Source organism: Variovorax sp. VRV01 (assembly GCF_014852545.1).
Lineage (GTDB): Bacteria > Pseudomonadota > Gammaproteobacteria > Burkholderiales > Burkholderiaceae_C > Variovorax > Variovorax beijingensis_A.
Genome location: NZ_JACVBS010000018.1, coordinates 76,841 through 99,237, shown reverse-complemented (window position 1 = coordinate 99,237; position 22,397 = coordinate 76,841). Strand labels below are relative to the sequence as shown.

Annotated in this window: 21 protein-coding genes; 15 read left to right on the top strand and 6 right to left on the bottom strand. The window is 68.7% G+C overall.

Annotation, left to right across the window (positions count from 1 at the left end):
• Positions 1-8: 8 nt before the first annotated feature.
• Positions 9-227, bottom strand: coding sequence for a hypothetical protein (locus IB278_RS26560; protein WP_145741406.1), 219 nt, complete (start codon positions 225-227; stop codon positions 9-11).
• A 183-nt stretch (positions 228-410) separates the two neighbouring features.
• Positions 411-3,254, bottom strand: a complete 2,844-nt coding sequence (gene ppc / locus IB278_RS26555; RefSeq protein ID WP_145741408.1) for a phosphoenolpyruvate carboxylase — start codon at positions 3,252-3,254, stop codon at positions 411-413.
• A gap of 83 nt (positions 3,255-3,337) precedes the next feature.
• Here ppc and hemC point away from each other — a divergent pair, with 83 nt between their 5' ends.
• From hemC to IB278_RS26535, 4 genes are all read left to right on the top strand, one after another.
• On the top strand, positions 3,338-4,264 hold the full coding sequence (hemC, locus tag IB278_RS26550; RefSeq protein WP_145741410.1) for a hydroxymethylbilane synthase: 927 nt from the start codon (positions 3,338-3,340) through the stop codon (positions 4,262-4,264).
• A gap of 17 nt (positions 4,265-4,281) precedes the next feature.
• The gene (locus IB278_RS26545; RefSeq protein WP_145741411.1) at positions 4,282-5,055 is read left to right on the top strand and encodes a uroporphyrinogen-III synthase; all 774 of its coding nucleotides are present in this window, start codon (positions 4,282-4,284) and stop codon (positions 5,053-5,055) included.
• Positions 5,052-6,143 carry a uroporphyrinogen-III C-methyltransferase gene (locus IB278_RS26540; RefSeq protein WP_145741413.1) on the top strand — a complete coding sequence of 364 codons (1,092 nt, stop codon included), beginning with the start codon at positions 5,052-5,054 and terminating at the stop codon, positions 6,141-6,143. The genes IB278_RS26545 and IB278_RS26540 overlap by 4 nt, the downstream gene beginning before the upstream one ends.
• Positions 6,144-6,230: 87 nt before the next feature.
• Entirely contained in the window at positions 6,231-7,514 is a 1,284-nt protein-coding gene (locus IB278_RS26535; protein ID WP_145741415.1) for a heme biosynthesis HemY N-terminal domain-containing protein, read from the top strand.
• Between the two features lie 111 nt (positions 7,515-7,625).
• Here the strand turns inward: IB278_RS26535 and IB278_RS26530 are convergent, their stop codons facing one another.
• Positions 7,626-10,856 (bottom strand): Rne/Rng family ribonuclease, encoded by a 3,231-nt coding sequence (locus IB278_RS26530; RefSeq protein WP_145741417.1) that lies wholly within the window; start codon positions 10,854-10,856, stop codon positions 7,626-7,628.
• A gap of 559 nt (positions 10,857-11,415) precedes the next feature.
• Between IB278_RS26530 and IB278_RS26525 the strand changes: the two genes are divergently transcribed.
• The 4 genes from IB278_RS26525 to IB278_RS26510 are packed head-to-tail and all read left to right on the top strand — an operon-like array spanning position 11,416 to position 14,620.
• Positions 11,416-12,528, top strand: coding sequence for an RluA family pseudouridine synthase (locus tag IB278_RS26525; RefSeq protein ID WP_145741419.1), 1,113 nt, complete (start codon positions 11,416-11,418; stop codon positions 12,526-12,528).
• On the top strand, positions 12,521-13,192 hold the full coding sequence (locus tag IB278_RS26520) for an HAD family hydrolase (RefSeq protein ID WP_145741421.1): 672 nt from the start codon (positions 12,521-12,523) through the stop codon (positions 13,190-13,192). Before IB278_RS26525 ends, IB278_RS26520 begins: the two co-directional genes overlap by 8 nt.
• A 10-nt stretch (positions 13,193-13,202) precedes the next feature.
• Positions 13,203-13,574 (top strand): Rieske (2Fe-2S) protein, encoded by a 372-nt coding sequence (locus IB278_RS26515; protein WP_145741423.1) that lies wholly within the window; start codon positions 13,203-13,205, stop codon positions 13,572-13,574.
• 2 nt (positions 13,575-13,576) lie between these two features.
• The gene (locus IB278_RS26510; protein WP_145741424.1) at positions 13,577-14,620 is read left to right on the top strand and encodes a S49 family peptidase; all 1,044 of its coding nucleotides are present in this window, start codon (positions 13,577-13,579) and stop codon (positions 14,618-14,620) included.
• 18 nt (positions 14,621-14,638) lie between these two features.
• Here the strand turns inward: IB278_RS26510 and IB278_RS26505 are convergent, their stop codons facing one another.
• The 3 genes from IB278_RS26505 to IB278_RS26495 are packed head-to-tail and all read right to left on the bottom strand — an operon-like array spanning position 14,639 to position 17,138.
• On the bottom strand, positions 14,639-15,793 hold the full coding sequence (locus IB278_RS26505; RefSeq protein ID WP_145741426.1) for an MFS transporter: 1,155 nt from the start codon (positions 15,791-15,793) through the stop codon (positions 14,639-14,641).
• 2 nt (positions 15,794-15,795) lie between these two features.
• On the bottom strand, positions 15,796-16,560 hold the full coding sequence (locus IB278_RS26500) for an SAM-dependent methyltransferase (protein ID WP_145741428.1): 765 nt from the start codon (positions 16,558-16,560) through the stop codon (positions 15,796-15,798).
• Positions 16,557-17,138 carry a Maf family protein gene (locus IB278_RS26495; protein ID WP_145741431.1) on the bottom strand — a complete coding sequence of 194 codons (582 nt, stop codon included), beginning with the start codon at positions 17,136-17,138 and terminating at the stop codon, positions 16,557-16,559. The genes IB278_RS26500 and IB278_RS26495 overlap by 4 nt, the downstream gene beginning before the upstream one ends.
• A gap of 81 nt (positions 17,139-17,219) precedes the next feature.
• Here IB278_RS26495 and IB278_RS26490 point away from each other — a divergent pair, with 81 nt between their 5' ends.
• From IB278_RS26490 to acpP, 7 genes are all read left to right on the top strand, one after another.
• Positions 17,220-17,777, top strand: a complete 558-nt coding sequence (locus IB278_RS26490; RefSeq protein ID WP_192326660.1) for a YceD family protein — start codon at positions 17,220-17,222, stop codon at positions 17,775-17,777.
• A gap of 146 nt (positions 17,778-17,923) precedes the next feature.
• Entirely contained in the window at positions 17,924-18,106 is a 183-nt protein-coding gene (rpmF, locus tag IB278_RS26485) for a 50S ribosomal protein L32 (protein WP_007830466.1), read from the top strand.
• 61 nt (positions 18,107-18,167) lie between these two features.
• Positions 18,168-19,265: a phosphate acyltransferase PlsX gene (gene plsX / locus IB278_RS26480; protein WP_145741434.1), complete on the top strand. Its 1,098-nt coding sequence runs from the start codon at positions 18,168-18,170 to the stop codon at positions 19,263-19,265.
• Positions 19,265-20,242 (top strand): beta-ketoacyl-ACP synthase III, encoded by a 978-nt coding sequence (locus tag IB278_RS26475; RefSeq protein ID WP_124957201.1) that lies wholly within the window; start codon positions 19,265-19,267, stop codon positions 20,240-20,242. Before plsX ends, IB278_RS26475 begins: the two co-directional genes overlap by 1 nt.
• 52 nt (positions 20,243-20,294) lie before the next feature.
• Positions 20,295-21,248, top strand: coding sequence for an ACP S-malonyltransferase (fabD, locus tag IB278_RS26470; protein WP_145741436.1), 954 nt, complete (start codon positions 20,295-20,297; stop codon positions 21,246-21,248).
• A 26-nt stretch (positions 21,249-21,274) separates the two neighbouring features.
• Entirely contained in the window at positions 21,275-22,018 is a 744-nt protein-coding gene (fabG, locus tag IB278_RS26465) for a 3-oxoacyl-ACP reductase FabG (RefSeq protein WP_145741438.1), read from the top strand.
• A 98-nt stretch (positions 22,019-22,116) separates the two neighbouring features.
• Positions 22,117-22,356 (top strand): acyl carrier protein, encoded by a 240-nt coding sequence (gene acpP / locus IB278_RS26460; RefSeq protein ID WP_007830471.1) that lies wholly within the window; start codon positions 22,117-22,119, stop codon positions 22,354-22,356.
• The last annotated feature ends 41 nt before the right edge of the window (positions 22,357-22,397 follow it).

Sequence of the window (22,397 nt, the reverse complement as noted above, 5' to 3'; positions counted from 1 at the left end):
TGCCACCCTCAAGCGACGGCGAACAGCCCGATACCGAAAGCGACCGCAACGAAAGCCATCGTGACGATCCGGCCCGCAGCGAGCGCGCGCACCCGCTGCATGTGGCTTCGCACCGAGAACCATCGCCCGTGGGCGCGTGCGCAATGGCGCATGTGAGAGGCCAGCGCTTCGAAATCGTGATGGACGAAATCGATCTGCGAATGAGTCAGCGACTGCGGGGTAGACATTGCAACGGGCTCCTGAATACGACTCGAGCTGCCGCGCGATTGCGAGAGATAGCGAGAAACTTTGAACGTCCCCCGACCCTACTCTCTTAATTGACCTTACGGGTTGCTATCCCGCGTTCCTTGCGTAGGAAAGGGCGCACAAAACGCCCTTTCCTGGCTTGCTCGATCGATCCGGAGATCTGCTCAACCCGTGTTGCGCAGGCCGGCCGCCACCCCGTTGATCGAGATGTGGATGCCGCGCTGCAGCCGCTCGCCGCCTTCGCCCGCGCGGTAGCGGCGCATCAGCTCGACCTGCAGGTGATGCAGCGGATCGATGTACGGAAAACGGTGGCGCACCGAGCGCTGCATCTCGGCGTTGCCTTCGAGCCTCTGCTTGGCGCCGGTGATGAGCGTGAGCGCGTCGGAAGTGCGGTGCCACTCGGTATCGATCATCGAGAACACCTTCTGGCGCAGCTTGCGGTCGGTCACCAGTTCGGCATAGCGCGACGCCAGCGCAAGGTCGCTCTTGGCCAGCACCATGTCCATGTTGGAGAGCAGCGTGCGAAAGAACGGCCACTGCGCATACATGCGGCGCAGCAGCGCGGTGCGCTCCTTGCGCGCGGCCGGCGTTGGGGCCGAGGCCAGGAACTGCTCCACGCCCGAGCCGAAACCGAACCAGCCGGGAATGGTGAGCCGGCACTGGCCCCAGCTGAAGCTCCACGGCACGGCGCGCAGGTCGTCGATCTTGTGGCTCGGGTTGCGCGAGGCGGGACGCGAGCCGATGTTGAGCTCGGCAATCTCGCGGATCGGCGTGGAGCCGAAGAAGTAGTCGCCGAAGCCCGGGGTTTCGTAGACCAGCTTGCGGTAGGCCGACATGCTCGCGGCCGACAGCTCCCCGGCCGCCGACAGGAAGGTGGCGGGCGCCGACTTGGCCTGCGGCAGCAGCGTGGCTTCGAGCGTGGCGGCCACCAGCGTCTCGAGATTGCGCCGGCCGATCTCGCGGTTGGCGTACTTCGAGCCGATCACCTCGCCCTGTTCGGTGAGGCGGATCTGGCCGCGCACCGTGCCGGGCGGCTGCGCGAGGATCGCCTGGTAGCTCGGTCCGCCGCCGCGTCCCACCGTGCCGCCGCGGCCATGGAACATGCGCAGGCGAATCGGATGGGCCTTTTTCTTGTTGAGCTCGTCGAACAGTGCGACCAGCGCAATGCCTGCGCGGTAGAGCTCCCAGTTGCTCGTGAAGATGCCGCCGTCCTTGTTGCTGTCGCTGTAGCCGAGCATCACGTCCTGCTCGGCGCCCGAGCGCTCGATCAGCGCCTGGATGTTCGGCAGCGCATAGAAGGCACGCACGATGGGGGCGGCATTGCGCAGGTCCTCGATGGTTTCGAACAGCGGCACCACGATCAGGTCGCAGGTGGCGTTGCCGTCCATCTTGCCGCGCAGCAGGCCCACTTCCTTTTGCAGCAGCAGCGCCTCGAGCAGGTCGCTCACCGTCTCGGTGTGGCTGATGATGTAGTGGCGGATGGCGGCCGCACCGTAGCGCGCACGCGCGGTGCGCGCTGCCGCGAAGATCGCGAGCTCGCTCTGCGCGAGCGGCGAATATTCGGCATCGGGCACGCGCAGCGGGCGCGCGTCGTCGAGCAGCTTGAGCAGCAGCGTCTGCTTGGCCTCCTCGGCCAGCGAGGCATAGGCGGGCTCGATGCGCGCGGTGGCCAGCAGCTCGGCGATCACGGCCTCGTGCTTGTCCGAGCTCTGGCGCAGGTCGACCGTGGCCAGGTGGAAGCCGAACACCTCGACCGCGCGGATCAGCGGCCGCAGGCGCGGCGCCGCCAGCACGCTGCCGTGCTTCTCGACGAGCGACTCTTCCACCGTGTGCAGGTCGGCCAGGAATTCCTCGGCCTTCGTGTAGGGGTTTTGCGGCGGCACGGCGTGGCGCGCGGCTTCGCCGCCGGTGAGCTCGCGCAGCGTGGCCGCCAGCCGCGCATACACGCCGGTGAGCGCGCGCCGGTAGGGCTCATCCTTGCGGTGCTCGCTGGTGTCGGGCGAGCGCTCGGCCAGCGCCTGCATCTCGACCGACACGTCCACCAGCGTGGCGGACAGCGAGAGCTCGCCGCCCAGGTAGTGCACTTCGGTGAGATAGTGGCGCAGCGCCAGCTCGGCCTGGCGGCGCAGCGCGTATTCGAGCGTTTCGGCCGTCACGTTGGGATTGCCGTCGCGGTCGCCGCCGATCCACTGGCCCATGCGCAGGAAAGGCGCGACCGAAGGCACCACACCGCCCTGGCCCAGCGCCTTTTCGAGGTCGGCATAGACGCGCGGAATCTCGCGCAGGAAGGTGGCTTCGTAGTAGCTCAGCGCATTCTCGATCTCGTCGGCCACGGTGAGCTTGGAAAAGCGCAGCAGCCGCGTCTGCCAGATCTGCGTGACGCGGATGCGCATCTGCGTTTCGTTCTCGGCAAACTCGAGCGGCGTGAGCGCGTCCTTGGCGCCGGCGTAGGCGCTCTGGCGCAGCTTGATCTCGTCGCGCGTGGTGAGCAGCTGCGCAATGGCGCGCTCGGCATCGAGGATGCTCTTGCGCTGCACCTCGGTCGGATGCGCGGTGAGCACCGGCGAGACATAGCTGCGTGCCAGCGAGGCCACCACTTCGTCGGGCTTGACGCCGGCCTTGCGGATACGCGCGAGCGCGGTCTGCAGATCGCCGTCGGCGTTTTCGCCGGCGCGCTCGGCCTCGGTGCGGCGGCGGATTTGGTGGCGGTCTTCGGCCAGGTTGGCCAGGTGGCTGAAATAGGTGAAGGCGCGGATCACGCGCACCGTCTCGGCCGCGCTCAGGCCCTTGAGCAGGTTCTTGAGCGCGCGGTCGGCCGCCTGGTCGGCATCGCGGCGGAAAGCCACCGACAGCGTGCGGATCTTCTCGACCAGCGCATAACTTTCCTCGCCCTCCTGTTCGCGGATCACGTCGCCGAGGATGCGGCCCAGGAGCCGGATGTCGTCGATCAGCGGCTGGTCTTCGGCTTGCCGGCGCCTGGGCGGCGCAGGAGTCTTGCTGGCTTTCATTTCGATGTTTTTCCTGGTCTAGAAAAGAATGCGCCGCCTGCGTTGTTGCGGCGCAACATGCTAGCATTCCGGAGGTCTTCAACATGTACTTTTTGGGAGCGGCCTTGAGCAATATCGTGATCGCCACGCGCGAAAGCCGGCTCGCCCTGTGGCAGGCCGAGCACGTGCAGGCGCTGCTGCAGGAAAGAGGCCACGCGGTCAGCCTGCTGGGCATGACCACGCGCGGCGACCAGATCCTCGACAAGTCGCTCAGCAAGGTGGGCGGCAAGGGCCTGTTCGTGAAGGAGCTCGAACTCGCGCTCGAGGAAGGCCGCGCCGACATCGCGGTGCATTCGCTGAAAGACGTGCCGATGGACCTGCCCGAGGGTTTCGTGCTGGCCTGCGTGCTGGAGCGCGAAGACCCGCGCGATGCGCTGGTGTCGCCGCGCCATGCCTCGCTCGACGAGCTGCCGCAGGGCGCCGTCGTCGGCACCTCCAGCCTGCGGCGCGTGGTGCTGCTGCGCGCCCTGCGGCCCGACCTTCGCATCGAGCCGCTGCGCGGCAACCTCGACACCCGCCTGCGCAAGCTCGACGAAGGCCAGTACGACGCCATCGTGCTCGCGGCGGCCGGGCTCAAGCGGCTCGGGCTCGAACACCGCATCCGGGTCGCGTTCGATCCCGACACCATGCTGCCGGCTGCGGGGCAGGGCGCGCTCGGCATCGAGGTGCGGGCCGACCGCACCGAGCTGATCGCGCTGCTGGCCACGCTGGCGCATCCGCGCGATTGGCTGGCCACCGCCGCCGAGCGCGCGGTGAGCCGGTCGATGGGCGGCAGCTGTTCCATGCCGCTGGCAGCCCATGCGCGCTGGCAGGCCGATGGAGCGCTGCGCATCGATGCGGCCTGGGGCGACCCCGAGGGCAATGCCGCGCTGGTGCGGGTTCACGCGCAAGCCCCGGCCGCCGACTTCGCGCAGGCCGGCGCGCTCGGCGAACGCGCCGCCTCGCTGCTGCGCGACGCCGGCGCGCACTGAAGATTTTTCAAACAACGATGGCTGCCAAGCCCGTCATCGTCACGCGGCCGGCGCGCGAGGCCGCGCAATGGGCGGACGAGTTCCGGGCCGCGGGGCTGGATGCCGCGGTGCTGCCGCTGATCGCCATCGAGCCCGCCATCGACGTGGAGCCGCTGCGCGCAGCGTGGAAGCGGCTTGCGGACTACGCGGCGCTGATGTTCGTGAGCGCCACCGCGGTCGAGCATTTCTTCCTGCATGCGGAAGAAGGGCAACGCGCAACGGGCCCGCGCTTCTGGGCCACGGGGCCCGGCACGGCACGCGCACTCTTGCGTGCCGGCGTGCCGCAAGGCGCCATCGACGCACCGCCTTCCGACGCCGCCCGCTTCGATTCCGAGGCCCTGTGGGAGCGCGTGAAAGGGCAGGTCGGCCAGGGTGTGCGCGTGCTGATCGTGCGCGGCGGCGATGCGGCCGGCCACCCGAGCGGACGCGACTGGCTCGCCCACGAGATCGACGCCGCCCAGGGGCTGCGCGACACCGTGGTCGCCTACCGGCGCCTGCCGCCATCCTTCGACGACGCGGCGCGTGCGCTGGCGCTCGATGGCGCCGCGGGGCGCGCGGTCTGGCTGTTCAGCAGCTCGGAGGCCATTGCCAACCTGTGCGATGCCATGCCGGGCACCGACTGGCATGCGGCCGTTGCGGTGGCGACCCATGCGCGCATCGGCGAAGCCGCGCGGGCCGCGGGATTCGGTTCGGTGCGCGTGTGCCCGCCGCTGCGGGAAGCCCTGGTCGCGTCGATAGAATCCTTCACATGAGTGCCGCGTCCCCGTCCGACGACTTCTCCCCCCCATCTTCCGCCGCGCCGGTGCCCGCCACGCTGGCGATGGCGCAGTCGCCGGAGTCGCAGGCGGCCGCCGCAACGATGCTCTCGCGCATCGGCTTCGGCCTGCTGGCCATCGTGGCGCTGGCGGCCCTGGTGACGGCCATCTCCCTGTGGCAGAAGGTCAGCGGCATGCAGGAGCAGCTGGCGCGCCAGAGCGCCGATGCGCTGGCCCAGTCGCTCGAGGCGCGCACGCTCGCGCGCCAGGCCATCGACACGGTACGCGAGACCGCAGCCCGCGCTGCGCTCACCGAAACCCGGGTTGCCGAGGTCGCACTGCAGCGCTCGCAGCTCGAAGAACTGATGCAAAGCCTCTCGCGCTCGCGCGACGAGAACCTGGTGGTCGACATCGAATCGGCCGTGCGCCTGGCGCTGCAGCAGGCGCAGGTCACGGGCAGCGTGGAGCCCCTGCTGGCCGCCCTCAAGTCCGGCGACCTGCGCATCGCGCGCGCCGCGCAGCCCCGGCTGGCGCCGCTGCAGCGCGCCATGCAGCGCGACGCCGACCGCCTGCGCAGCAGCGCCAGCGCCGACAGCGGCGAAGCGCTGCAAAAGCTCGACGAGCTGATGCGCAGCGTGGACGACCTGCCGCCGCTCAACGCCGTGGCCATGCGCGGCTCGGGCCTCAATGCCTGGCAGCCCGAGCCCATTCCGGCCGATGCGGCCTGGTGGGAAAAACTGCTGCTGACGGTGCGCGCCGAAGCGCGGTCGCTGGTGCGGGTCGGGCGCATCGAACGTCCCGAGGCGGTGCTGCTGGCACCCGACCAGACCTATTTCCTGCGCGAGAACCTCAAGCTCAAGCTGCTCAATGCGCGGCTCTCGCTGCTGTCTCGGCAGGTGGACGCCGCGCGCAGCGAACTCGCCACGGTGGCCGCATCGCTGAACCGCTATTTCGATCCCGCATCGCGGCGCACGCAGGCCGCCGCGACGCAGCTGCAGCAGCTGCAGGCGCTCGTGAAGACCTCCGAACCCCCGCGCATCGACGACACGCTGTCGGCGCTGGCCACGGCGGCAGCGGGGCGCTGACATGAGCCCCCACGCTCATCACTTCGTGTATTTGCTGCCCAAAGGGGGCGCAGGCCTCCCTTGGGGCGGCCCGGCGAGGGGCCTGACGTGAGAGCCGCACTGTGGCTCCTCGCGCTGTTCGCCGTTGCGGCGGCGGTGGCGCTGTTCGCGGGCAACAACCAGGGCACGATCACCGTGTTCTGGCCACCCTGGCGCGTCGACCTGTCGCTGAACCTGGTGCTGGTCATCCTGCTGGCCGCGTTCGTGCTGCTCCATCTTGCATTGCGCGGCCTGGCGGCGCTGTTCTCGCTTCCGACCCAGGCGCGCCAATGGCGGCTGCAGCAAAAGGAACGCATGCTGCACTCGGCCCTGCTCGATGCCATGGTGCAGTTGCTCTCGGGCCGCTTCTCGCGCGCGCGCAAGGCCGCGCAAGCCGCGCTGGTGCAGGAAAAAACGCTGGCCGCGCTCGGCGCGAGCCTGCCGCAGGCCCAGCAGGTCCGCGTGCTGTCGCACCTGCTGGCTGCCGAGAGCGCTCAGGCCCTGCAGGACCGGGCCGCGCGCGACGCGCACCTGCAGCAGGCGCTCAACGAAAGCGTCGACCGCATCGTGCTGGCCAGTCCCGAAACGCGCGAAGGCGTGCAGCTGCGCGCGGCGCGCTGGGCGCTCGAAGACCGCGATCCCGCGGGCGCCCTGGCTCGGCTCGAGGAGCTTCCCCAAGGCGTGCAGCGGCGCACGCTCGCGCTGCGCATCCGCCTGAAGGCTGCGCGCCAGGATGGGCGCACGCTCGAAGCACTGGAAACGGCGCGCCTGCTGGCCAAGCACCGGGCCTTTTCCGAGGGCGCAGCGCAGAGCATCGTGCGCGGCCTCGCCACCGAGCTGCTGTCGGGTGCGCATGACCCGGCACAGCTGCTTCGCGCCTGGGCCGAGCTCGACGACGCCGAGCGTGAAATGCCCGAGGTCGCGATTCACGCCGCCCAACGCATGGTGGCGCTGCGCGGCGATCTGTCGCTGGCGCGCGGCTGGCTGCTGCCGGCTTGGGAGCGCATGGTGTCGCAGCCCCGGGGCCTGGGCGATATGCTGCGCGTCAAGATGGCGCGCGCGCTCGAGGCGGGGCTCGATTCGGTGGATGCCGACTGGCTGGCCCGCATCGAAACGGCGCAGCGCAACAACCCGCGCGACCCCAACCTGCAGTACCTCGCGGGCATGGCCTGCATGAAGCGCCAGCTCTGGGGCAAGGCCCAGCAACTGCTGATGCAGGCCGGCCTGGGCCTGCAGGACACGGAGCTTTACCGGCGCGCCTGGCTGGCACTGGCCGAACTGGCCGAAACGCGCGGCGACGAAGAGCAGGCCGCAGCGGCCTGGAAGCGCGCGGCGCAGACCGAGAAGGTCTGACCGGCAATCGGTCCCGCGCTGCGGCGCTTGCCGCTCTTGCATTCCCCAAAAAAAACGGCGCCGATGTGGCGCCGTTCTTCATTGTCCCCGAGCCCTCGGGCCCGGGCTTCTTCAGTTCACGCCTTGCGCATCGGAAGGCGCCTTTTCGAAGGGCAGCGTCATCGCACCGAGCTCGCGGCGGGTTTCAACCAGCACCAGCGGACCATCGTCGAGCACGATCGCGGGCGGGCGCTCGCGCGGCACATGCACCGGCTTCGGCTCAGCCGCGATCGCTGCGCGGGCCTGTGCAATGCGCTCGGCGTCCGAGTTCACCCATTGCAGGCCCGAGCTCTCGGCGATCTGCGCGAGTTCGGTCAGCGGCAGCTCGAAGGGTTGCACCTTCGGCAGTGCACGGCCATTGGCTGCGGGCTTGCTGCTGCTCTCGACGGCGACAGGCGCCGCCGCGGCTGCAGCGACCGCGACCGCGGGAGTTGCGGGAGCGGCAGGAGCTGCTGCGGCCGGGCGATCGAAGTAGCTCCGCGGTGCCGGTTCGCGTGCTTCTGCTTCGGGCACTGCGGTGCGTTCGGCCGTTGCGAGCGGCTGGGCCGGCTGGCGTGCCGGTGCTTCGCCGGCCTCCGCGCTGTCGGCCGATGCGCCGGCCACGCCGGTTTCGCTGTCGTCGCGCGGACCGCGCTCGCGGCGATCCCGGCCGTAGCGGTCGCGCGAACGGCCGCGGCGCTCTTCGCCTTCGCGGCGCGGTGTCTGCTGCTCGCCGGTACCGGCTTCGCCTTCATTGGCCGGTGCCATTTCGGCGGCTTCGGCAATGCGGATGTCCGCTTCGTCGAGATTGGCGGGGGCCTCGCCGTTGGCGAAACGCGGCTGGCCTTCGCTGCGGCGCTCGCGGCGGCCGTCGTTGCGCTCGCCTCGCGGTGCGCGTTCTTCGCGGCCGCCGCGCGGCGCACGTTCGGCTTGCGCGCCGTCCTGCGGGGCGACGTTGTCGCCGCCGGATGCGTCGCGCGGTGCATCGTTGCCATTGCGCTCGCCGCGCTCGCCGCGCTCGGCCCGCTCGGCCCGCTCGCCACGTTCACCGCGTTCCCGGCGTTCGCCGCGTGCGCGCGGCGCGCGTTCTGCCGGCGCATTGCCTTCATCGCCAGCGGGTGCGCCCGATACCGGTTGCTGGGCTTCGAGGTTGCCGTCGATCAGTTCGGCCGATGCCGGCCGTGCCTCGCGGCCTTCGCCTTCGCGGCGCTCGCCGCGGCCACCGCGGCGCTGTTCGCCGTCGCGCGGGCCGCGTGCTTCACGGGGCTCGCGAGGTTCGCGGAGCTCGCGCGGCTCGCGTTGTTCGCGGGGTTCGCGCGGCTGGGCGGCTTCGCTGCGGATCTCGCTGCCGCGTCCTTCACGGCGCTCGCCTCCGCGGCCACCGCGGCGTTCGCCGTCGCGGCCACCGGAGCGGCTGCCGTTTTCACCGCGGCCTTCGCCGCCGCGGCCACCGCGGCGCTGTTCGCCATCGCGGGCGCCGCGCGCTTCGCCGTCGCGGCCCGGGCGGCCGCCATCACGGCGCGTGGGCTTCGGAGGCTCGACCGGGATCACGGCCGGCGCGGGCGCCGGTGCCGGCGTGCCGCCGAACCAGCTCTTGATGCGGGCGAAGAAGCCGGTCTCGGCCGGTGCCGGTGCGCTTGCGACGGGGGGCGCAACCGGTGCCGGGGCCACGGCGGCCGGGGCACGCGCCGGTTCGGGCCGGGGCGGCACCACGGGCGCGGGCGCATCGGGCAGAACGCCCTTGATGACCGGCGTCTGCTTGTTGGTGGGCTCCTGCGAGCGGCGCGTGACCGAGGTCGGGTCCTCGATCTCGTCGGCCATCTTGTAGCTGGCTTCGATGTGGTCCAGGCGCGGATCGTCGTGCTTCAGGCGCTCGAGCTTGTAGTTCGGCGTTTCGAGCGTCTTGTTCGGCACCATCAGCACGGTGACGCGCTGCTTGAGTTCGATCTTGGCGATCTCGGGGCGCTTTTCGTTCAGCAGGAACGAGGCCACTTCGACCGGCACCTGCACGTGCACGGCAGCCGTGTTGTCCTTCAGGCACTCTTCCTGGATGATGCGCAGGATCTGCAGCGCGCTCGATTCGGTGTCGCGGATGTGGCCCGAGCCGCCGCAGCGCGGGCAGGGGATCGACGAGCCTTCGCTGAGCGCCGGCTTCAGGCGCTGGCGGCTCATTTCCATCAGGCCGAACTTGCTGATCGAGCCGAACTGCACGCGGGCGCGGTCTTGCCGCAGCGCGTCGCGCAGGCGGCTTTCGACTTCGCGGCGGTTCTTCGACTCGTCCATGTCGATGAAGTCGATGACGATCAGGCCGCCCAGGTCGCGCAGGCGCATCTGGCGGGCCACTTCGTCGGCGGCTTCGAGGTTGGTGCGCGTGGCGGTTTCCTCGATGTCGCCGCCCTTGATGGCGCGCGCCGAGTTCACGTCGACCGAGACCAGCGCCTCGGTGTGGTCGATCACGATGGCGCCGCCCGAGGGCAACTGCACGGTGCGCGCATAGGCGGATTCGATCTGGTGCTCGATCTGGAAGCGGCTGAACAGCGCCGCGTCGTCGCGGTAGCGCTTCACGCGGGCGGCATGCTCGGGCATGACGTGCGCCATGAACTGCTGCGCCTGCTCGTAGATGTCGTCGGTGTCGATCAGGATGTCGCCGATGTCGTGATTGAAGTAATCACGGATGGCGCGGATGACGAGCGAGGATTCCTGGTAGATCAGGAAGGCGCCCTTGCCGCCCTTGGCCGCGCCGTCGATGGCGCTCCAGAGCTTGAGCAGGTAGTTCAGGTCCCACTGGAGTTCGGGCGCCGAGCGGCCGATGCCGGCGGTGCGCGCGATGATGCTCATGCCCTTGGGGTACTCGAGCTGATCCATCGCCTCCTTGAGTTCGGCGCGGTCGTCGCCCTCGATGCGCCGGCTCACGCCGCCGCCGCGCGGGTTGTTGGGCATCAGCACCACGTAGCGGCCGGCCAGCGAGATGAAGGTGGTGAGGGCCGCGCCCTTGTTGCCGCGCTCTTCCTTCTCGACCTGGACGACCAGCTCCTGGCCTTCCTTGATGACGTCCTGGATGCGCGCCTGGTTGGCGGAAACGCCTTCGGCGAAGTATTGCTTGGAGATTTCCTTGAACGGCAGGAAGCCGTGGCGGTCTTCGCCGTAGTCGACGAAACAGGCTTCGAGCGAAGGCTCGACGCGCGTCACGACGGCCTTGTAGATGTTGCCCTTGCGCTGTTCGCGCCCTTCGATCTCGATTTCGTAGTCGAGGAGCTTTTGCCCGTCGACGATGGCCAGGCGGCGTTCTTCGGCCTGCGTGGCATTGATCAGCATCCGCTTCATGATGCGTTGTCCTTATATGTATCGTTCTACCGGCCCATGACGGGCCAACGATGCACGGACGACGCCCGCGAAACGAGGGGAATTGCCGCTTGGCCCCGGATGTTGTCGCTGCCGCGCCGAGCGCGGACAGGCCTCTTGAGCGTCAGCTCAGGAAGACAACCGGGGTGGGGGCGCGTGGATGGGCGCGAGCCAGGTTCGGTGTTGAGCAGCTATCTTATTGATAGCTGGTTGCGCAATGGTGGCGCGCGGTGCGGATGACTCAATGCCTGAGGCCGCTGGCAGAAGCCAGGTGGGCCAGCGCAGGCACATTTGAATCAGCAGCATCAACACAAGGGACTCGCTTCGATCCGCCGGCAGCTTGGAAGCTGCAGGCTGGGTATTCCGTATCGGTGTTTCGTGGGTGTCGGCTTGACTTGGGCGCCACGCCTGCCACTTTGCGCAATTGCGCGGGGTTTGCAGGTTCGGCGCCAAAGCGGCATCGACCTCGCAGCATGGTCCTGGGCGTTTGACTGCAGTGATCTAAACTTCTGTCTAATCAAGCACTTACACGACCGCGCTGGTGAAAAACATTATAGGTGCGAAGCGAAGCCCCGCGGCCGCTCCAAATCCCGCAGTTCCAGATCCCGCAGTCCCAAAGGCTGCGGCGGACGCCGGCGCGCCGCATGCGGCCATCAGGTTCATCACCGTCGATGCGGAATCCGCGGGCCAGCGGCTCGACAACTTCCTGTTCCGCCACCTGAAGGGCGTGCCCAAGACGCATGTCTACCGGATCATCCGGTCGGGCGAGGTGCGCATCAACAAGGGGCGGGTGCAGGCCGAGACCCGCATCGAAGCCGGCGACGTGCTGCGGCTGCCTCCCATACGGATATCACCGCGGGCCGAAGAGGGCGCTGCGCCGCCCGCGCCGGCGCGCGAATTCCCGGTGCTGCTGGAGGACGACGCGGTGCTGGCCATCGACAAGCCCGCCGGCGTGGCCGTGCACGGCGGCAGCGGCGTGAGCTTTGGCGTGATCGAGCAGCTGCGGACGGCGCGCCCGGGCGCCAAGTTCCTCGAACTGGTGCACCGGCTCGACCGCGAGACCTCGGGCATCCTGCTGGTGGCCAAGAAGCGCAGCGCGCTCGTGGCGCTGCAAGACCAGTTCCGCGAACGCGAGACCGGCAAGACCTACCTCGCGCTGGTCGAGGGCGCCTGGCCTGCCAACAAGAAGGTGCTCGATGCGCCGCTCGCCAAGTACCTGCTGCCGGGCGACGGCGCGGGCGCCGGCGAACGCCGCGTGCGGGTGGTCGCCAAGGACCATCCCGATGCCATGCGGGCCGTGACGCTGGTGCGCGTGCTCGCGCGGCTCACGCTGCCGGGCGATGCCGCGCCGCTGTCGCTGCTGGCGGTCACCATCAAGACCGGCCGTACCCACCAGATCCGCGTGCACCTTGCATCGGCCGGCCATGCCATCGCGGGCGACGACAAATACGGCAACTTCGAGCGCCAGCGCGTGTTGCAAAAGCTCGGCCTCAAGCGCATGTTCCTGCATGCCTGGCGACTGCAGTTCACCCACCCCGCCACGGGCGAGCGCGTGGCGCTGCAGGCCGGCCTGCCGCCCGAGCTGCAAGCGTTGATGCCGCCCCAGGCGATCGAAGCGCTTGCCCAACATCCCACTCCCACGGCCAATGACTGATTCCTCCAGACCCCTGCGCTTCGACCTGATCGCCTTCGATTGGGACGGCACGCTCTACGACTCCACGCGGCTCATCGTGCGCTGCATCCAGGCGGCCGTGATCGACGTCGGCGGCGCCAAGCCGAGCGAGAACGACGCCGCATGGGTGATCGGCCTGGGCCTGGCCGAGGCCCTGGCGCGCGCCGCGCCCGATGTGCCGAAGGAAAAATACGCCGAGCTCGGTGCGCGCTACCGCTACCACTACCTGCAGCACCAGGACGACCTCGTGCTGTTCGACGGCGTGCTGCAGATGATCGACGCCCTGCGCGCGCGCGGCCACAAGCTCGCCGTGGCCACGGGCAAGTCGCGTCGCGGCTTGAACGAGGCGCTGAAGTCGGTCGCGCTGCGCGACCGCTTCGACGCCTCGCGCACCGCCGACGAAACCTTCGGCAAGCCGCACCCGCGCATGCTGCTCGAACTCATGGAGGAGCTCGAGGTGCCGCCCGAGCGCACCCTGATGATCGGCGACACCACGCACGACCTGCAGCTGGCGCTCAATGCCGGCTGCGCGAGCGTGGGCGTGAGCTATGGCGCGCACGAGCCCGAGAGCTTCGACGAACTGAAGCCGCTGTTCGTCGCCCACTCGGTGGCCAGCCTGGAGGCATGGCTTCTGGACAACGCCTGAAAATCGCGGCATGAGCGAAGAACAGCGCATTCCCCTGTGCAATGCCGCGGAGCTGGTCGAAGGCGGCCGGGCCGTCCCTTTCGATGTGGTCTATGGCGGCGAGACCTGCCGGGCCTTCGCTGTGCGCTTCGAAGGGCAGCCGCATGCCTACCTCAACCGATGCAGCCACGTGGCCATGGAGCTGGATTTCCAGCCCGACCGCTTCTTCGACGACAGCGGCCAGTGGCTGCTCTGCGCCACCCACGGTGCGGTCTACCGGCCGGACACCGGCGAATGCGCCGGCGGCCCATGCCGCGGCGGGCTCGTGAAGATCGCCCTCAGCGAACGTGACGGCGTGGTGCACTGGCATACTGCCTGGAACCTCCATCCCCTGATTTTTTGACAATGACCGACCCGAACCGCACGGAACCCGAAGGTTTTGATCCTTTTGAGCCGGCCACCCCCATTGCGTCCTCGCAGGGCGCGCCGAGAAACATGGCCAAAGACCCCACGCAGCGTCCCGGATGGGAGCGCGCAACGCTCGAGAAGCTCGCCTTCGCTTCGCTCAACGAGCAGAAGGCGGCGCGCCGCTGGAAGACCTTCACGCGCCTGTCGTGGCTCGCCTTCTTCATCTTCCTGGTTTGGCTCGCGATGTCGCGCAACGCGCCGAGCGCCGCCAAGACCACGGCCCACACGGCGGTGGTCGAGATCAAGGGCGAGATCGCCAACGGCGGCGACGCCAGCGCGGAATTCGTGGTGGCGGCCATGAAGACGGCCTTCGAGGACGAGGGCGCCAAGGGCATCGTGCTGCTCATCAATTCGCCCGGCGGAAGCCCCGTGCAGGCGGGCATCATCAGCGACGAGATCAAGCGCCTGAAGGCCAAGCACAAGAAGCCGATCTACGCGGTGGTCGAGGAAACCTGCGCCTCGGCCGCGTACTACATCGCGGCCGCCACCGACAAGATCTTCGTCGACAAGGCCAGCATCGTCGGCAGCATCGGCGTGCTGATGGACGGCTTCGGCTTCACCGGCGTGATGGAAAAGGTCGGCGTCGAGCGCCGGTTGCTGACGGCCGGCGAGAACAAGGGCTTCCTCGACCCGTTCAGCCCGATGAGCGACGCGCAGCGCGCCCATGCCCAGGCCATGCTGAACCAGATCCACGCGCAGTTCATCAACGTGGTGAAAAGCGGGCGCGGCGACCGGCTCAAGCTCGACACCCCGGGGCTTTTCAGCGGCCTCTTCTGGAGCGGCGAACAGGCCGTCGAATTCGGCTTGGCCGACCAGCTGGGCAATGTCGACTTCGTAGCGCGCGAAGTCATCAAGGCCGAAGAGGTCACCGACTACACCCGGCGCGACAACGTGGCCGAGAAACTTGCGAAGAAATTCGGCGCCGCCATGGGCGCGGCCACCGTCCGCTCGCTGCAGTCCGCCACGCCGGCGCTGCGCTGAGGCCGGCGGCCAGTCGCTTCAAGACCGTTTGCCGTCCTCGCCCGTGAGGCGGGCCGAGGCCGCCAGCGCCGCGGCAAAGACCACGACCACATAGAGCGCGGCCGTCAGCGAGCTGGCCCGCGCGAGCAGGCCGATCACCGCCGGGCCGGCCATGAAACCCAGGTAGGCCACGGCCGAGACGGCGGCAATGCCGATGGCGGGTTCAACGCCGGGCACGCGCGCCGAGGCGCCGAACAGGATCGGCACTACGTTCGCAAAACCGATGCCGACGCCCGCGAAGCCGAGCAACGCGAGCCAGGGCAGGTCGGTCAGCAGCACCAGCGCCATGGCCACGGCCGCCAGAATGCCGCTGCCGCGTAGCAGCGCCGTCGGCGAGAAGCGCGCGCGCATGGCGTCGCCGCCGAAGCGCGCCGCCGCCATGGCGGCGGAGAAGCTCGCGTAGGCCAGCGCGGCCTGCTTTTGCGGGCTGCCGAGTTCCTGCTGCATGTAGAGCACGCTCCAGTCGTAGATGGCGCCTTCCGCAATCAGGCCCAGCGCGGCGAGCACGCCAAGCACCGCCAGCGTGCCGCGGGGCAGCCGGAAGCGATGGTCCGCCGGGGCGGCATCACTCGCGGCGGGCGGCCTGGGCAGCATGCGCGTCGACGCGACGGCAACCACCAGCACCATTGCCGCTGCCACCCACAGCAGATGCGCCTGCGCCCCGAGCCCGGCGGCCAGTGCCGCGCTGCCGCTCGCGGCGCCGGCCATGCCACCCAGGCTGAACATGCCGTGCATGCCGCTCATCAGGGGCTTGCCGCCGTGCAGCTCCAGCTGCGCCGCCTCGGTGTTGATGGCCACGTCGAACACGCTGGTCACCAGGCCGAAGACCGCCAGCAATGCCAAAAGGAAAAGATAGCCCGGCATCGCGATCAGGCCGGCAAGCAGCAGGGCATAGACGCAGCCGCAGAGCGCGGCCATGCGCCGCGGGCCGTGGCGGCCGATCCAGCGGCCGGCGCTGGTCAGCCCGAACATCGCGCCGGCGCCGGCCGCGAGCAGCGCCAGCCCGAGCTCGGCTTCGTCGATGCCGTAGTGCGCCTTGACCGTCGGAACATGCACGCCCCAGGTCGCAAAGATGAATCCGGACGAAAAGAACTGCGCGCGCGAGGCCCAGCGCGTGCCGGCGGTCACCCCCATCGTCAACGCCCGATCGCGAACACGGCCGGCAGGCGTTCGTCCAATGTGCCCGGCTGCGCCTTGGCGCGCCAGGATTTCACGGTTTCGCTGCGCACGTGGGCGCTGGCGAGCGTCAGGCCGCGTGCTACCGCGAGCCGGGTGTTGTGCTGCAGCGTTTGCACCAGCGCCTGCAGCAGCGCGGCGTTGCGGTAGGGCGTTTCGATGAACAGCTGCGTCTGGCCCGTCTTGAGCGCCAGCGCCTCGAGCTCGCGGATGCGCACCTGGCGCTCGCCGGCATCCTGCGGCAAGTAGCCGACGAAGGCGAAGTTCTGCCCGTTGAGGCCGCTCGCAGCCAGCGCCAGCAGCAGCGAGACGGGCCCGGTGAGCGGCACCACGGCAATGCCCAGGTCATGCGCGGCGCGCGCCACCGAGGAGCCGGGGTCGGCCACCGCCGGCATGCCGGCCTCGCTCAGCAGGCCGACGTCGTGGCCTTCGAGCGCGGCGGCCAGCAACGGGCGGGCATCGAACTGCCCCGCGTGGTCGCCCTTCTTGTGCACCTCGCGCGGCAGTTCGCGGATGTCCTGCGCCTGCAGCGGCGCCGCCAGTGGCGCGACGGCATCGATCCGCTTCAGGTAGGCGCGGGCCGACTTGGCGTTCTCGCAGATCCAGTGGGTGATCCCGGCGGCGGCCTGGATCGTGCCCAGCGGCAGGGCGTCCTGCAGCGGCGCCTGGGTGTCGCAGCCGAAGTCGAGCGGCGCGGGAACGAGGTAGAGCTTGCCGTGCGTCACAGGAGTTCGACCCCCGCGGCGCGCAGCATCCGGCAGGTGCGGATCAAGGGCAGGCCGACCAGCGCCGTCGGGTCGTCGCTGTCGATCGCGCTCAGCAAGGCGATGCCGAGCCCTTCGCTCTTCGCGCTGCCTGCGCAGTCGTACGGCTGCTCGGCCTGCAGGTACTGCTCGATGGCGGCATCGCTGAGTTCGCGGAACACCACCCGCACCGGCGCCAGGTCGCGCTGGACGAAGCCGGTGGCCTCGCAGACCACGGCCACCGCGGTCTGGAACACCAGTGTCTGGCCGCGCATCCGGCGCAGTTGGGCCGTGGCGCGCGCGTGGTCGCCGGGCTTGCCGAGCGCCTCGCCCGCCAACTCGGCCACCTGGTCCGAGCCGATGACCACGGCTTCCGGAAAGCGTGCGGCCACGGCGCGCGCCTTTTCGAGCGCCAGCCGCTCGGCCAGCTCGCGCGGCGTTTCGCCGGCCAGCGCCGTTTCGTCGACTTCGGGTGCCTGTACATCGAAGGACAGGTGCAGGCGGTTCAGCAGTTCGCGCCGGTAGCGCGAGGTCGAGGCGAGGATCAAGGGGCGTTGCATGGGCCAGATTGTGCGGGAGCCGCGCAAAACCCTCGGGCATGCCTTTGGGGGTGACGCGGCCGGCGCGCTAGACTGGCGCGGATGAAGAGAGAATTTGCCCCCCAACGGCTCGACGTGGCCGGCTTTGCCGCCGCTGCCGCCACCCTGGACGCCACCGACCCGGTTCCGAGCTATGTGCGCCTTGCCGCCGAACTGGCGGCTCCGGCGCCCGATGCCGTGGTCCGCTGGACGGCGACCGGCGAAGAACGCCCGGGCGCCGACGGCAAGGCCGTGCCCTGGCTGCACCTGGAAGCCGAAGCGACCGTGCCGCTGACCTGCCAGCGCTGCCTGACGCCTGTGGAGACGCCGCTGGTGGTGGACCGCTGGTTCCGCTTCGTTGCCGACGAGGCCACGGCGGAGGCCGAAGACGAGGAGTCCGAGGAAGACCTGCTCGTCGTGAGCCGGGACTTCGACCTGCCCACCCTGATCGAAGACGAGCTCCTGATGGAGATTCCCGTCATGCCCGTGCACGAGGTCTGCCCGGTCCCGGTGCGGCTCTCTTCCAGCGACGATGACTTCCAGGCGGCCGAAGAGGCCAAGCCGAACCCCTTCGCGGTGCTCGGCGCGTTGCGTTCGCGCAAGCCGGAAGAGGGCAAGTAGCCCTTTTTCGCCGCCTGGGCTATAATCATGGGCTTCGCGCGCGCCGCCGTGAGCAGCAAGACAGACAAGGGCATTCCATGCATGCCCCTGGATTGCCACCGCAAGAGAGCGCATCCAATCACTCACCTAACAGTCCAGGAGCCATCATGGCCGTCCAGCAAAACAAGAAGTCGCCTTCCAAGCGCGGCATGCACCGTTCCCACAATGCGCTGGTCGTGCCCGGCATTGCCGTTGAGCCGACCACTGGCGAAACGCATCTGCGCCACCACATCAGCCCCAACGGTTTCTACCGTGGCCGCCAGGTGCTCAAGAACAAGTCCGAAGCCTGATCTCGCATCCCAAGGCCGAGGCCCGAAGCTACTTTTGCCGTAGCGTCGGGCCTTTGTTTTGATGGCTACGCCTTCTTTCCCCGAATCCACTGCTGCGCCTTCCGCAATCACGCTCGCCGTGGATTGCATGGGAGGCGACCATGGGCCGCGCGTCACGCTTGCGGCCTGCCGCGCGTTCCTCGAGCGGCACAGCGAAGCCTCGTTGCTGCTGGTCGGCGCGCCGGCTGCGCTGGCAGGCTTTGCCGCGCATCCGCGCGCCCGCATCGTCGCGGCCAGCGAGGTGGTGGGCATGGACGACCCGATCGAAATCGCCCTGCGCAAGAAGAAGGATTCTTCGATGCGCATCGCGATCCAGCAGGTCAAGGATGGTGCCGCCCAGGCGGCCATCTCGGCCGGCAACACGGGCGCCCTCATGGCCATTGCCCGCTACCTACTCAAGACGCTCGACGGCATCGATCGTCCGGCCATCGCTCCTCAGCTTCCCAACGCCAAGGGCGGCGCCACCACGGTGCTCGACCTGGGCGCCAACGTCGATTGCGACGCGGAAGACCTGCTCCAGTTTGCCGTGCTCGGCTCGGCGCTGGTTTCGGCGCTCACGGGCAACGAGGCGCCTTCGGTCGGCCTGCTCAACATCGGCGAAGAGGCGATCAAGGGCAGCGAAACGATCAAAAAGGCCAGTCAACTGCTGCGTACGGCCGCCAACTCGAAGGATCTGAACTTCTACGGCAATGTGGAAGGTAACGATATTTTCAAGGGCACGACCGATATCGTCGTTTGTGACGGTTTTGTCGGAAACGTGGCGCTGAAGGCCAGCGAAGGCGTGGCCTCGATGATCGGTGAGTTCATCCGCGTGGAATTTTCGCGGAGCATTTTCACGAAAGCGGCGGCAATTGTTGCCTATCCGGTTCTAAAAGCGTTTAAAAACCGGCTCGATCACCGCCGGTACAACGGTGCGGCCCTCTTGGGCCTGCGTGGCCTGGTTTTCAAGAGCCATGGCTCGGCCGACGAAGTGGCTTTCGGCCATGCGCTGGATCGCGCTTATGATGCCGCTCGCAACAACCTGCTCGATCGCGTGCGGGCCCGCATCGCTCACGCCGCGCCATTGCTCGCGCGGCAGGAGCCCGCGGTGCCAGCCGACGCGACGGCCCTTCACGTTTGATGAGCCCTTATTCACGCATCACCGGCACCGGCAGCTACCTGCCGCCGCGCCGGGTGACCAATGACGACCTTGCCAAGGAATTGGCAACGCGCGGCATCGAAACCTCGAACCAATGGATCGTCGAGCGCACCGGCATCCATGCGCGGCACTTCGCAGCGCCCGAGGTCACGAGCAGCGATCTCGGCCTCGAGGCTGCCCGCCACGCTCTCGAAGCTGCGGGCCGCAAGGCGGAAGACATCGACCTGATCATCGTCGCGACCTCGACGCCCGACATGGTGTTTCCTTCGTCGGCGGCCATTCTCCAGAACAAGCTTGGCGTGGCCGGCTGTCCGGCCTTCGACGTCCAGGCGGTCTGCAGCGGCTTCGTCTATGCGCTGACCGTGGCCGACGCCATGATCCGCACCGGCACCGCGCGCTGCGCGCTGGTCGTGGGCGCCGAAGTGTTCTCGCGCATTCTCGATTTCAACGACCGCACCACCTGCGTGCTGTTCGGCGACGGTGCCGGCGCCGTGGTGCTCGAGGCCAGCGAGGAGCCGGGCATCCTGGCAAGCGACCTGCATGCGGACGGCAAGCACGTCGGCATTCTTTGCGTGCCGGGCCACGTCTCGGGCGGCAATGTGCTGGGTACGCCGCTGCTGCACATGGACGGACAGGCCGTGTTCAAGCTCGCGGTGCGCGTGCTCGAGGATGCCGCCCGCGCCACGCTGGCCAAGGCGGGCAAGACCGAGGCCGACATCGACTGGCTCATTCCGCACCAGGCCAACATCCGCATCATGGAAGGCACGGCCAGGAAGCTGAAGCTTCCGCGCGAGAAGCTCATCGTCACGGTCAACGAGCATGGCAACACCTCGGCCGCCTCCATTCCGCTGGCGCTCGACGAGGCGGTGCGGTCCGGCAAGGTGAAGAAGGGCGAAACCGTCATGCTGGAAGGCGTGGGCGGTGGCTTCACCTGGGGCGCGGTGCTATTGAATCTGTAGTGCATCGCGATGCCCCTCCGGGCTGCGATGCGACACGACGCTTTTGATAAAAATGAAATCCTTTGCTTTTGTCTTCCCGGGTCAGGGCTCCCAGGCCGTCGGCATGCTCGATGCCTGGGGCGATCATCCGGCCGTGGCCGAAACCCTGCGCGAAGCTTCCGAAGCGCTGGGCGAAGACATCGGCGGGCTGATCAAGAACGGCCCGAAGGAAGAACTGGCGCTGACCACCAACACGCAGCCGGTGATGCTGGTGGCCGGCGTTGCCGCCTGGCGCGCCTGGCTGGCCGAAGGCGGGCCCACCCCGTCGGTGGTGGCGGGGCATTCGCTGGGTGAATATTCGGCGCTGGTTGCGTCCGGCGTGCTGACGCTCGCGCAGGCCGCGCCGCTGGTGCGCTTTCGGGCGCGGGCCATGCAGCAGGCGGTGCCGGTCGGCGTCGGCGCCATGGCGGCGGTGCTGGGCATGGACGCCGCCAAGGTGGTGGCGGGCTGCGCGGAAGCCACGGCGTCCTTCGGTGCAGGCAGCGCCGAGATCGTCGAGGCGGTGAATTTCAACGATCCGATGCAGACCGTGATCGCGGGCAGCAAGGCGGCCGTCGACAAGGCCTGCGAGCTGCTCAAGGCCGGCGGTGCCAAGCGCGCGCTGCTGCTGCCGGTGTCCGCGCCCTTCCATTCGAGCCTGATGAAGCCCGCCGCCGAGGCATTGCGCGAAAAGCTCGCCACCCTCACGCTCGCTGCGCCGCAGATCCCGGTGCTCAACAACATCGACGTGGCGGTCGAGACCGATCCCGCGCGCATCCGCGACGCCCTCGTGCGCCAGGCCGCCGGTCCGGTTCGCTGGGTCGAAAGCGTGCAGGCCTTGAAACTGCGCGGCATAGCCTCCATCATCGAGTGCGGGCCGGGCAAGGTGCTGGCCGGCATGGTCAAGCGCATCGCCCCCGAGCTGCAAGCCGCGTCGGTGTACGACCCGGCAACGCTCGCGGACACCCGACAATCGCTCGCCGGCTGAACGGCGCGGGCCCAGACACTTCTTTTATGAGCATTCCCAAATTCGAAGGGCAGGTCGCCCTGGTCACCGGCGCATCGCGCGGCATCGGCGCAGCCATCGCGCTCGAGCTGGCGCAGCGTGGCCTCAAGGTGGTCGGCACCGGCACCACCGAGGACAGCGCGGCCAAGATCACTTCGGCGCTCAGCGCCTTCGACGGCCGCGGCCGCGCACTCGACGTGAACGACGCCGTCGCGGTCGAGGCTCTGATCGACGAGATCGTGAAGGCCTACGGCGCCATCCACGTGTTGGTCAACAACGCCGGCATCACGCGCGACACGCTCGCCATGCGCATGAAGGACGACGACTGGGACGCGGTGCTCGACACCAATCTCAAGGCCGTGTTCCGCCTCTCGCGCGCGGTGATCCGCCCGATGATGAAGCAGCGCTACGGCCGCATCATCAGCATCACGAGCGTGGTGGGCGCCTCCGGCAATGCCGGACAGGCCAACTACGCGGCAGCCAAGGCCGGCGTGGCGGGCATGACCCGCGCGTTGGCGCGCGAGCTGGGCAGCCGCAACATCACGGTCAACTGCGTGGCGCCGGGCTTCATCGAAACCGACATGACGGCCAGCCTGCCCGAGGCACAGCAGCAGGCGCTGCTGCAGCAGATCCCGCTGGGCCATCTGGGCAAGCCGGCCGACATCGCGCATGCAGTGGCCTATCTCGCATCTCCCCAGGCGTCCTACGTGACGGGGCAGGAACTGCACGTCAACGGCGGCATGCACATGTAGCCGCAAGGCGCAAACTTTTCCCGTACCGGGCGCACGGCAAATGCCACAATGCGCCCGGCTAAAATCCACTGTTACCTACAACCCTCAGAGGGAACCAAATGAGCGATATCGAAGCACGTGTCAAGAAAATCATCGCCGAGCAGCTCGGCGTGGAAGAGTCCCAAGTAACCAACGAGAAGGCCTTCGTGGCCGACCTCGGTGCAGACTCGCTCGACACGGTCGAACTGGTGATGGCACTCGAAGACGAATTCGGCATCGAGATTCCCGACGAAGACGCCGAGAAGATCACCACGGTGCAAAACGCCGTCGACTACGCCACCAAGAATCAAAAGGCCTGATCGGCCAGCTGACACTGCAACGACGGCCGGCGGCTCTTTTT

Coding starts and splice junctions, on each gene's coding strand:
- IB278_RS26560 (WP_145741406.1), bottom strand. CDS start 227: ATGTCTACCCCGCAGTCGCTGACTCATTCGCAGATCGATTTCGTCCAT.
- ppc (WP_145741408.1), bottom strand. CDS start 3,254: ATGAAAGCCAGCAAGACTCCTGCGCCGCCCAGGCGCCGGCAAGCCGAA.
- hemC (WP_145741410.1), top strand. CDS start 3,338: ATGTACTTTTTGGGAGCGGCCTTGAGCAATATCGTGATCGCCACGCGC.
- IB278_RS26545 (WP_145741411.1), top strand. CDS start 4,282: ATGGCTGCCAAGCCCGTCATCGTCACGCGGCCGGCGCGCGAGGCCGCG.
- IB278_RS26540 (WP_145741413.1), top strand. CDS start 5,052: ATGAGTGCCGCGTCCCCGTCCGACGACTTCTCCCCCCCATCTTCCGCC.
- IB278_RS26530 (WP_145741417.1), bottom strand. CDS start 10,856: ATGAAGCGGATGCTGATCAATGCCACGCAGGCCGAAGAACGCCGCCTG.
- IB278_RS26520 (WP_145741421.1), top strand. CDS start 12,521: ATGACTGATTCCTCCAGACCCCTGCGCTTCGACCTGATCGCCTTCGAT.
- IB278_RS26515 (WP_145741423.1), top strand. CDS start 13,203: ATGAGCGAAGAACAGCGCATTCCCCTGTGCAATGCCGCGGAGCTGGTC.
- IB278_RS26510 (WP_145741424.1), top strand. CDS start 13,577: ATGACCGACCCGAACCGCACGGAACCCGAAGGTTTTGATCCTTTTGAG.
- IB278_RS26505 (WP_145741426.1), bottom strand. CDS start 15,793: ATGGGGGTGACCGCCGGCACGCGCTGGGCCTCGCGCGCGCAGTTCTTT.
- IB278_RS26495 (WP_145741431.1), bottom strand. CDS start 17,138: ATGCAACGCCCCTTGATCCTCGCCTCGACCTCGCGCTACCGGCGCGAA.
- IB278_RS26490 (WP_192326660.1), top strand. CDS start 17,220: ATGAAGAGAGAATTTGCCCCCCAACGGCTCGACGTGGCCGGCTTTGCC.
- rpmF (WP_007830466.1), top strand. CDS start 17,924: ATGGCCGTCCAGCAAAACAAGAAGTCGCCTTCCAAGCGCGGCATGCAC.
- plsX (WP_145741434.1), top strand. CDS start 18,168: ATGGCTACGCCTTCTTTCCCCGAATCCACTGCTGCGCCTTCCGCAATC.
- IB278_RS26475 (WP_124957201.1), top strand. CDS start 19,265: ATGAGCCCTTATTCACGCATCACCGGCACCGGCAGCTACCTGCCGCCG.
- fabD (WP_145741436.1), top strand. CDS start 20,295: ATGAAATCCTTTGCTTTTGTCTTCCCGGGTCAGGGCTCCCAGGCCGTC.
- fabG (WP_145741438.1), top strand. CDS start 21,275: ATGAGCATTCCCAAATTCGAAGGGCAGGTCGCCCTGGTCACCGGCGCA.
- acpP (WP_007830471.1), top strand. CDS start 22,117: ATGAGCGATATCGAAGCACGTGTCAAGAAAATCATCGCCGAGCAGCTC.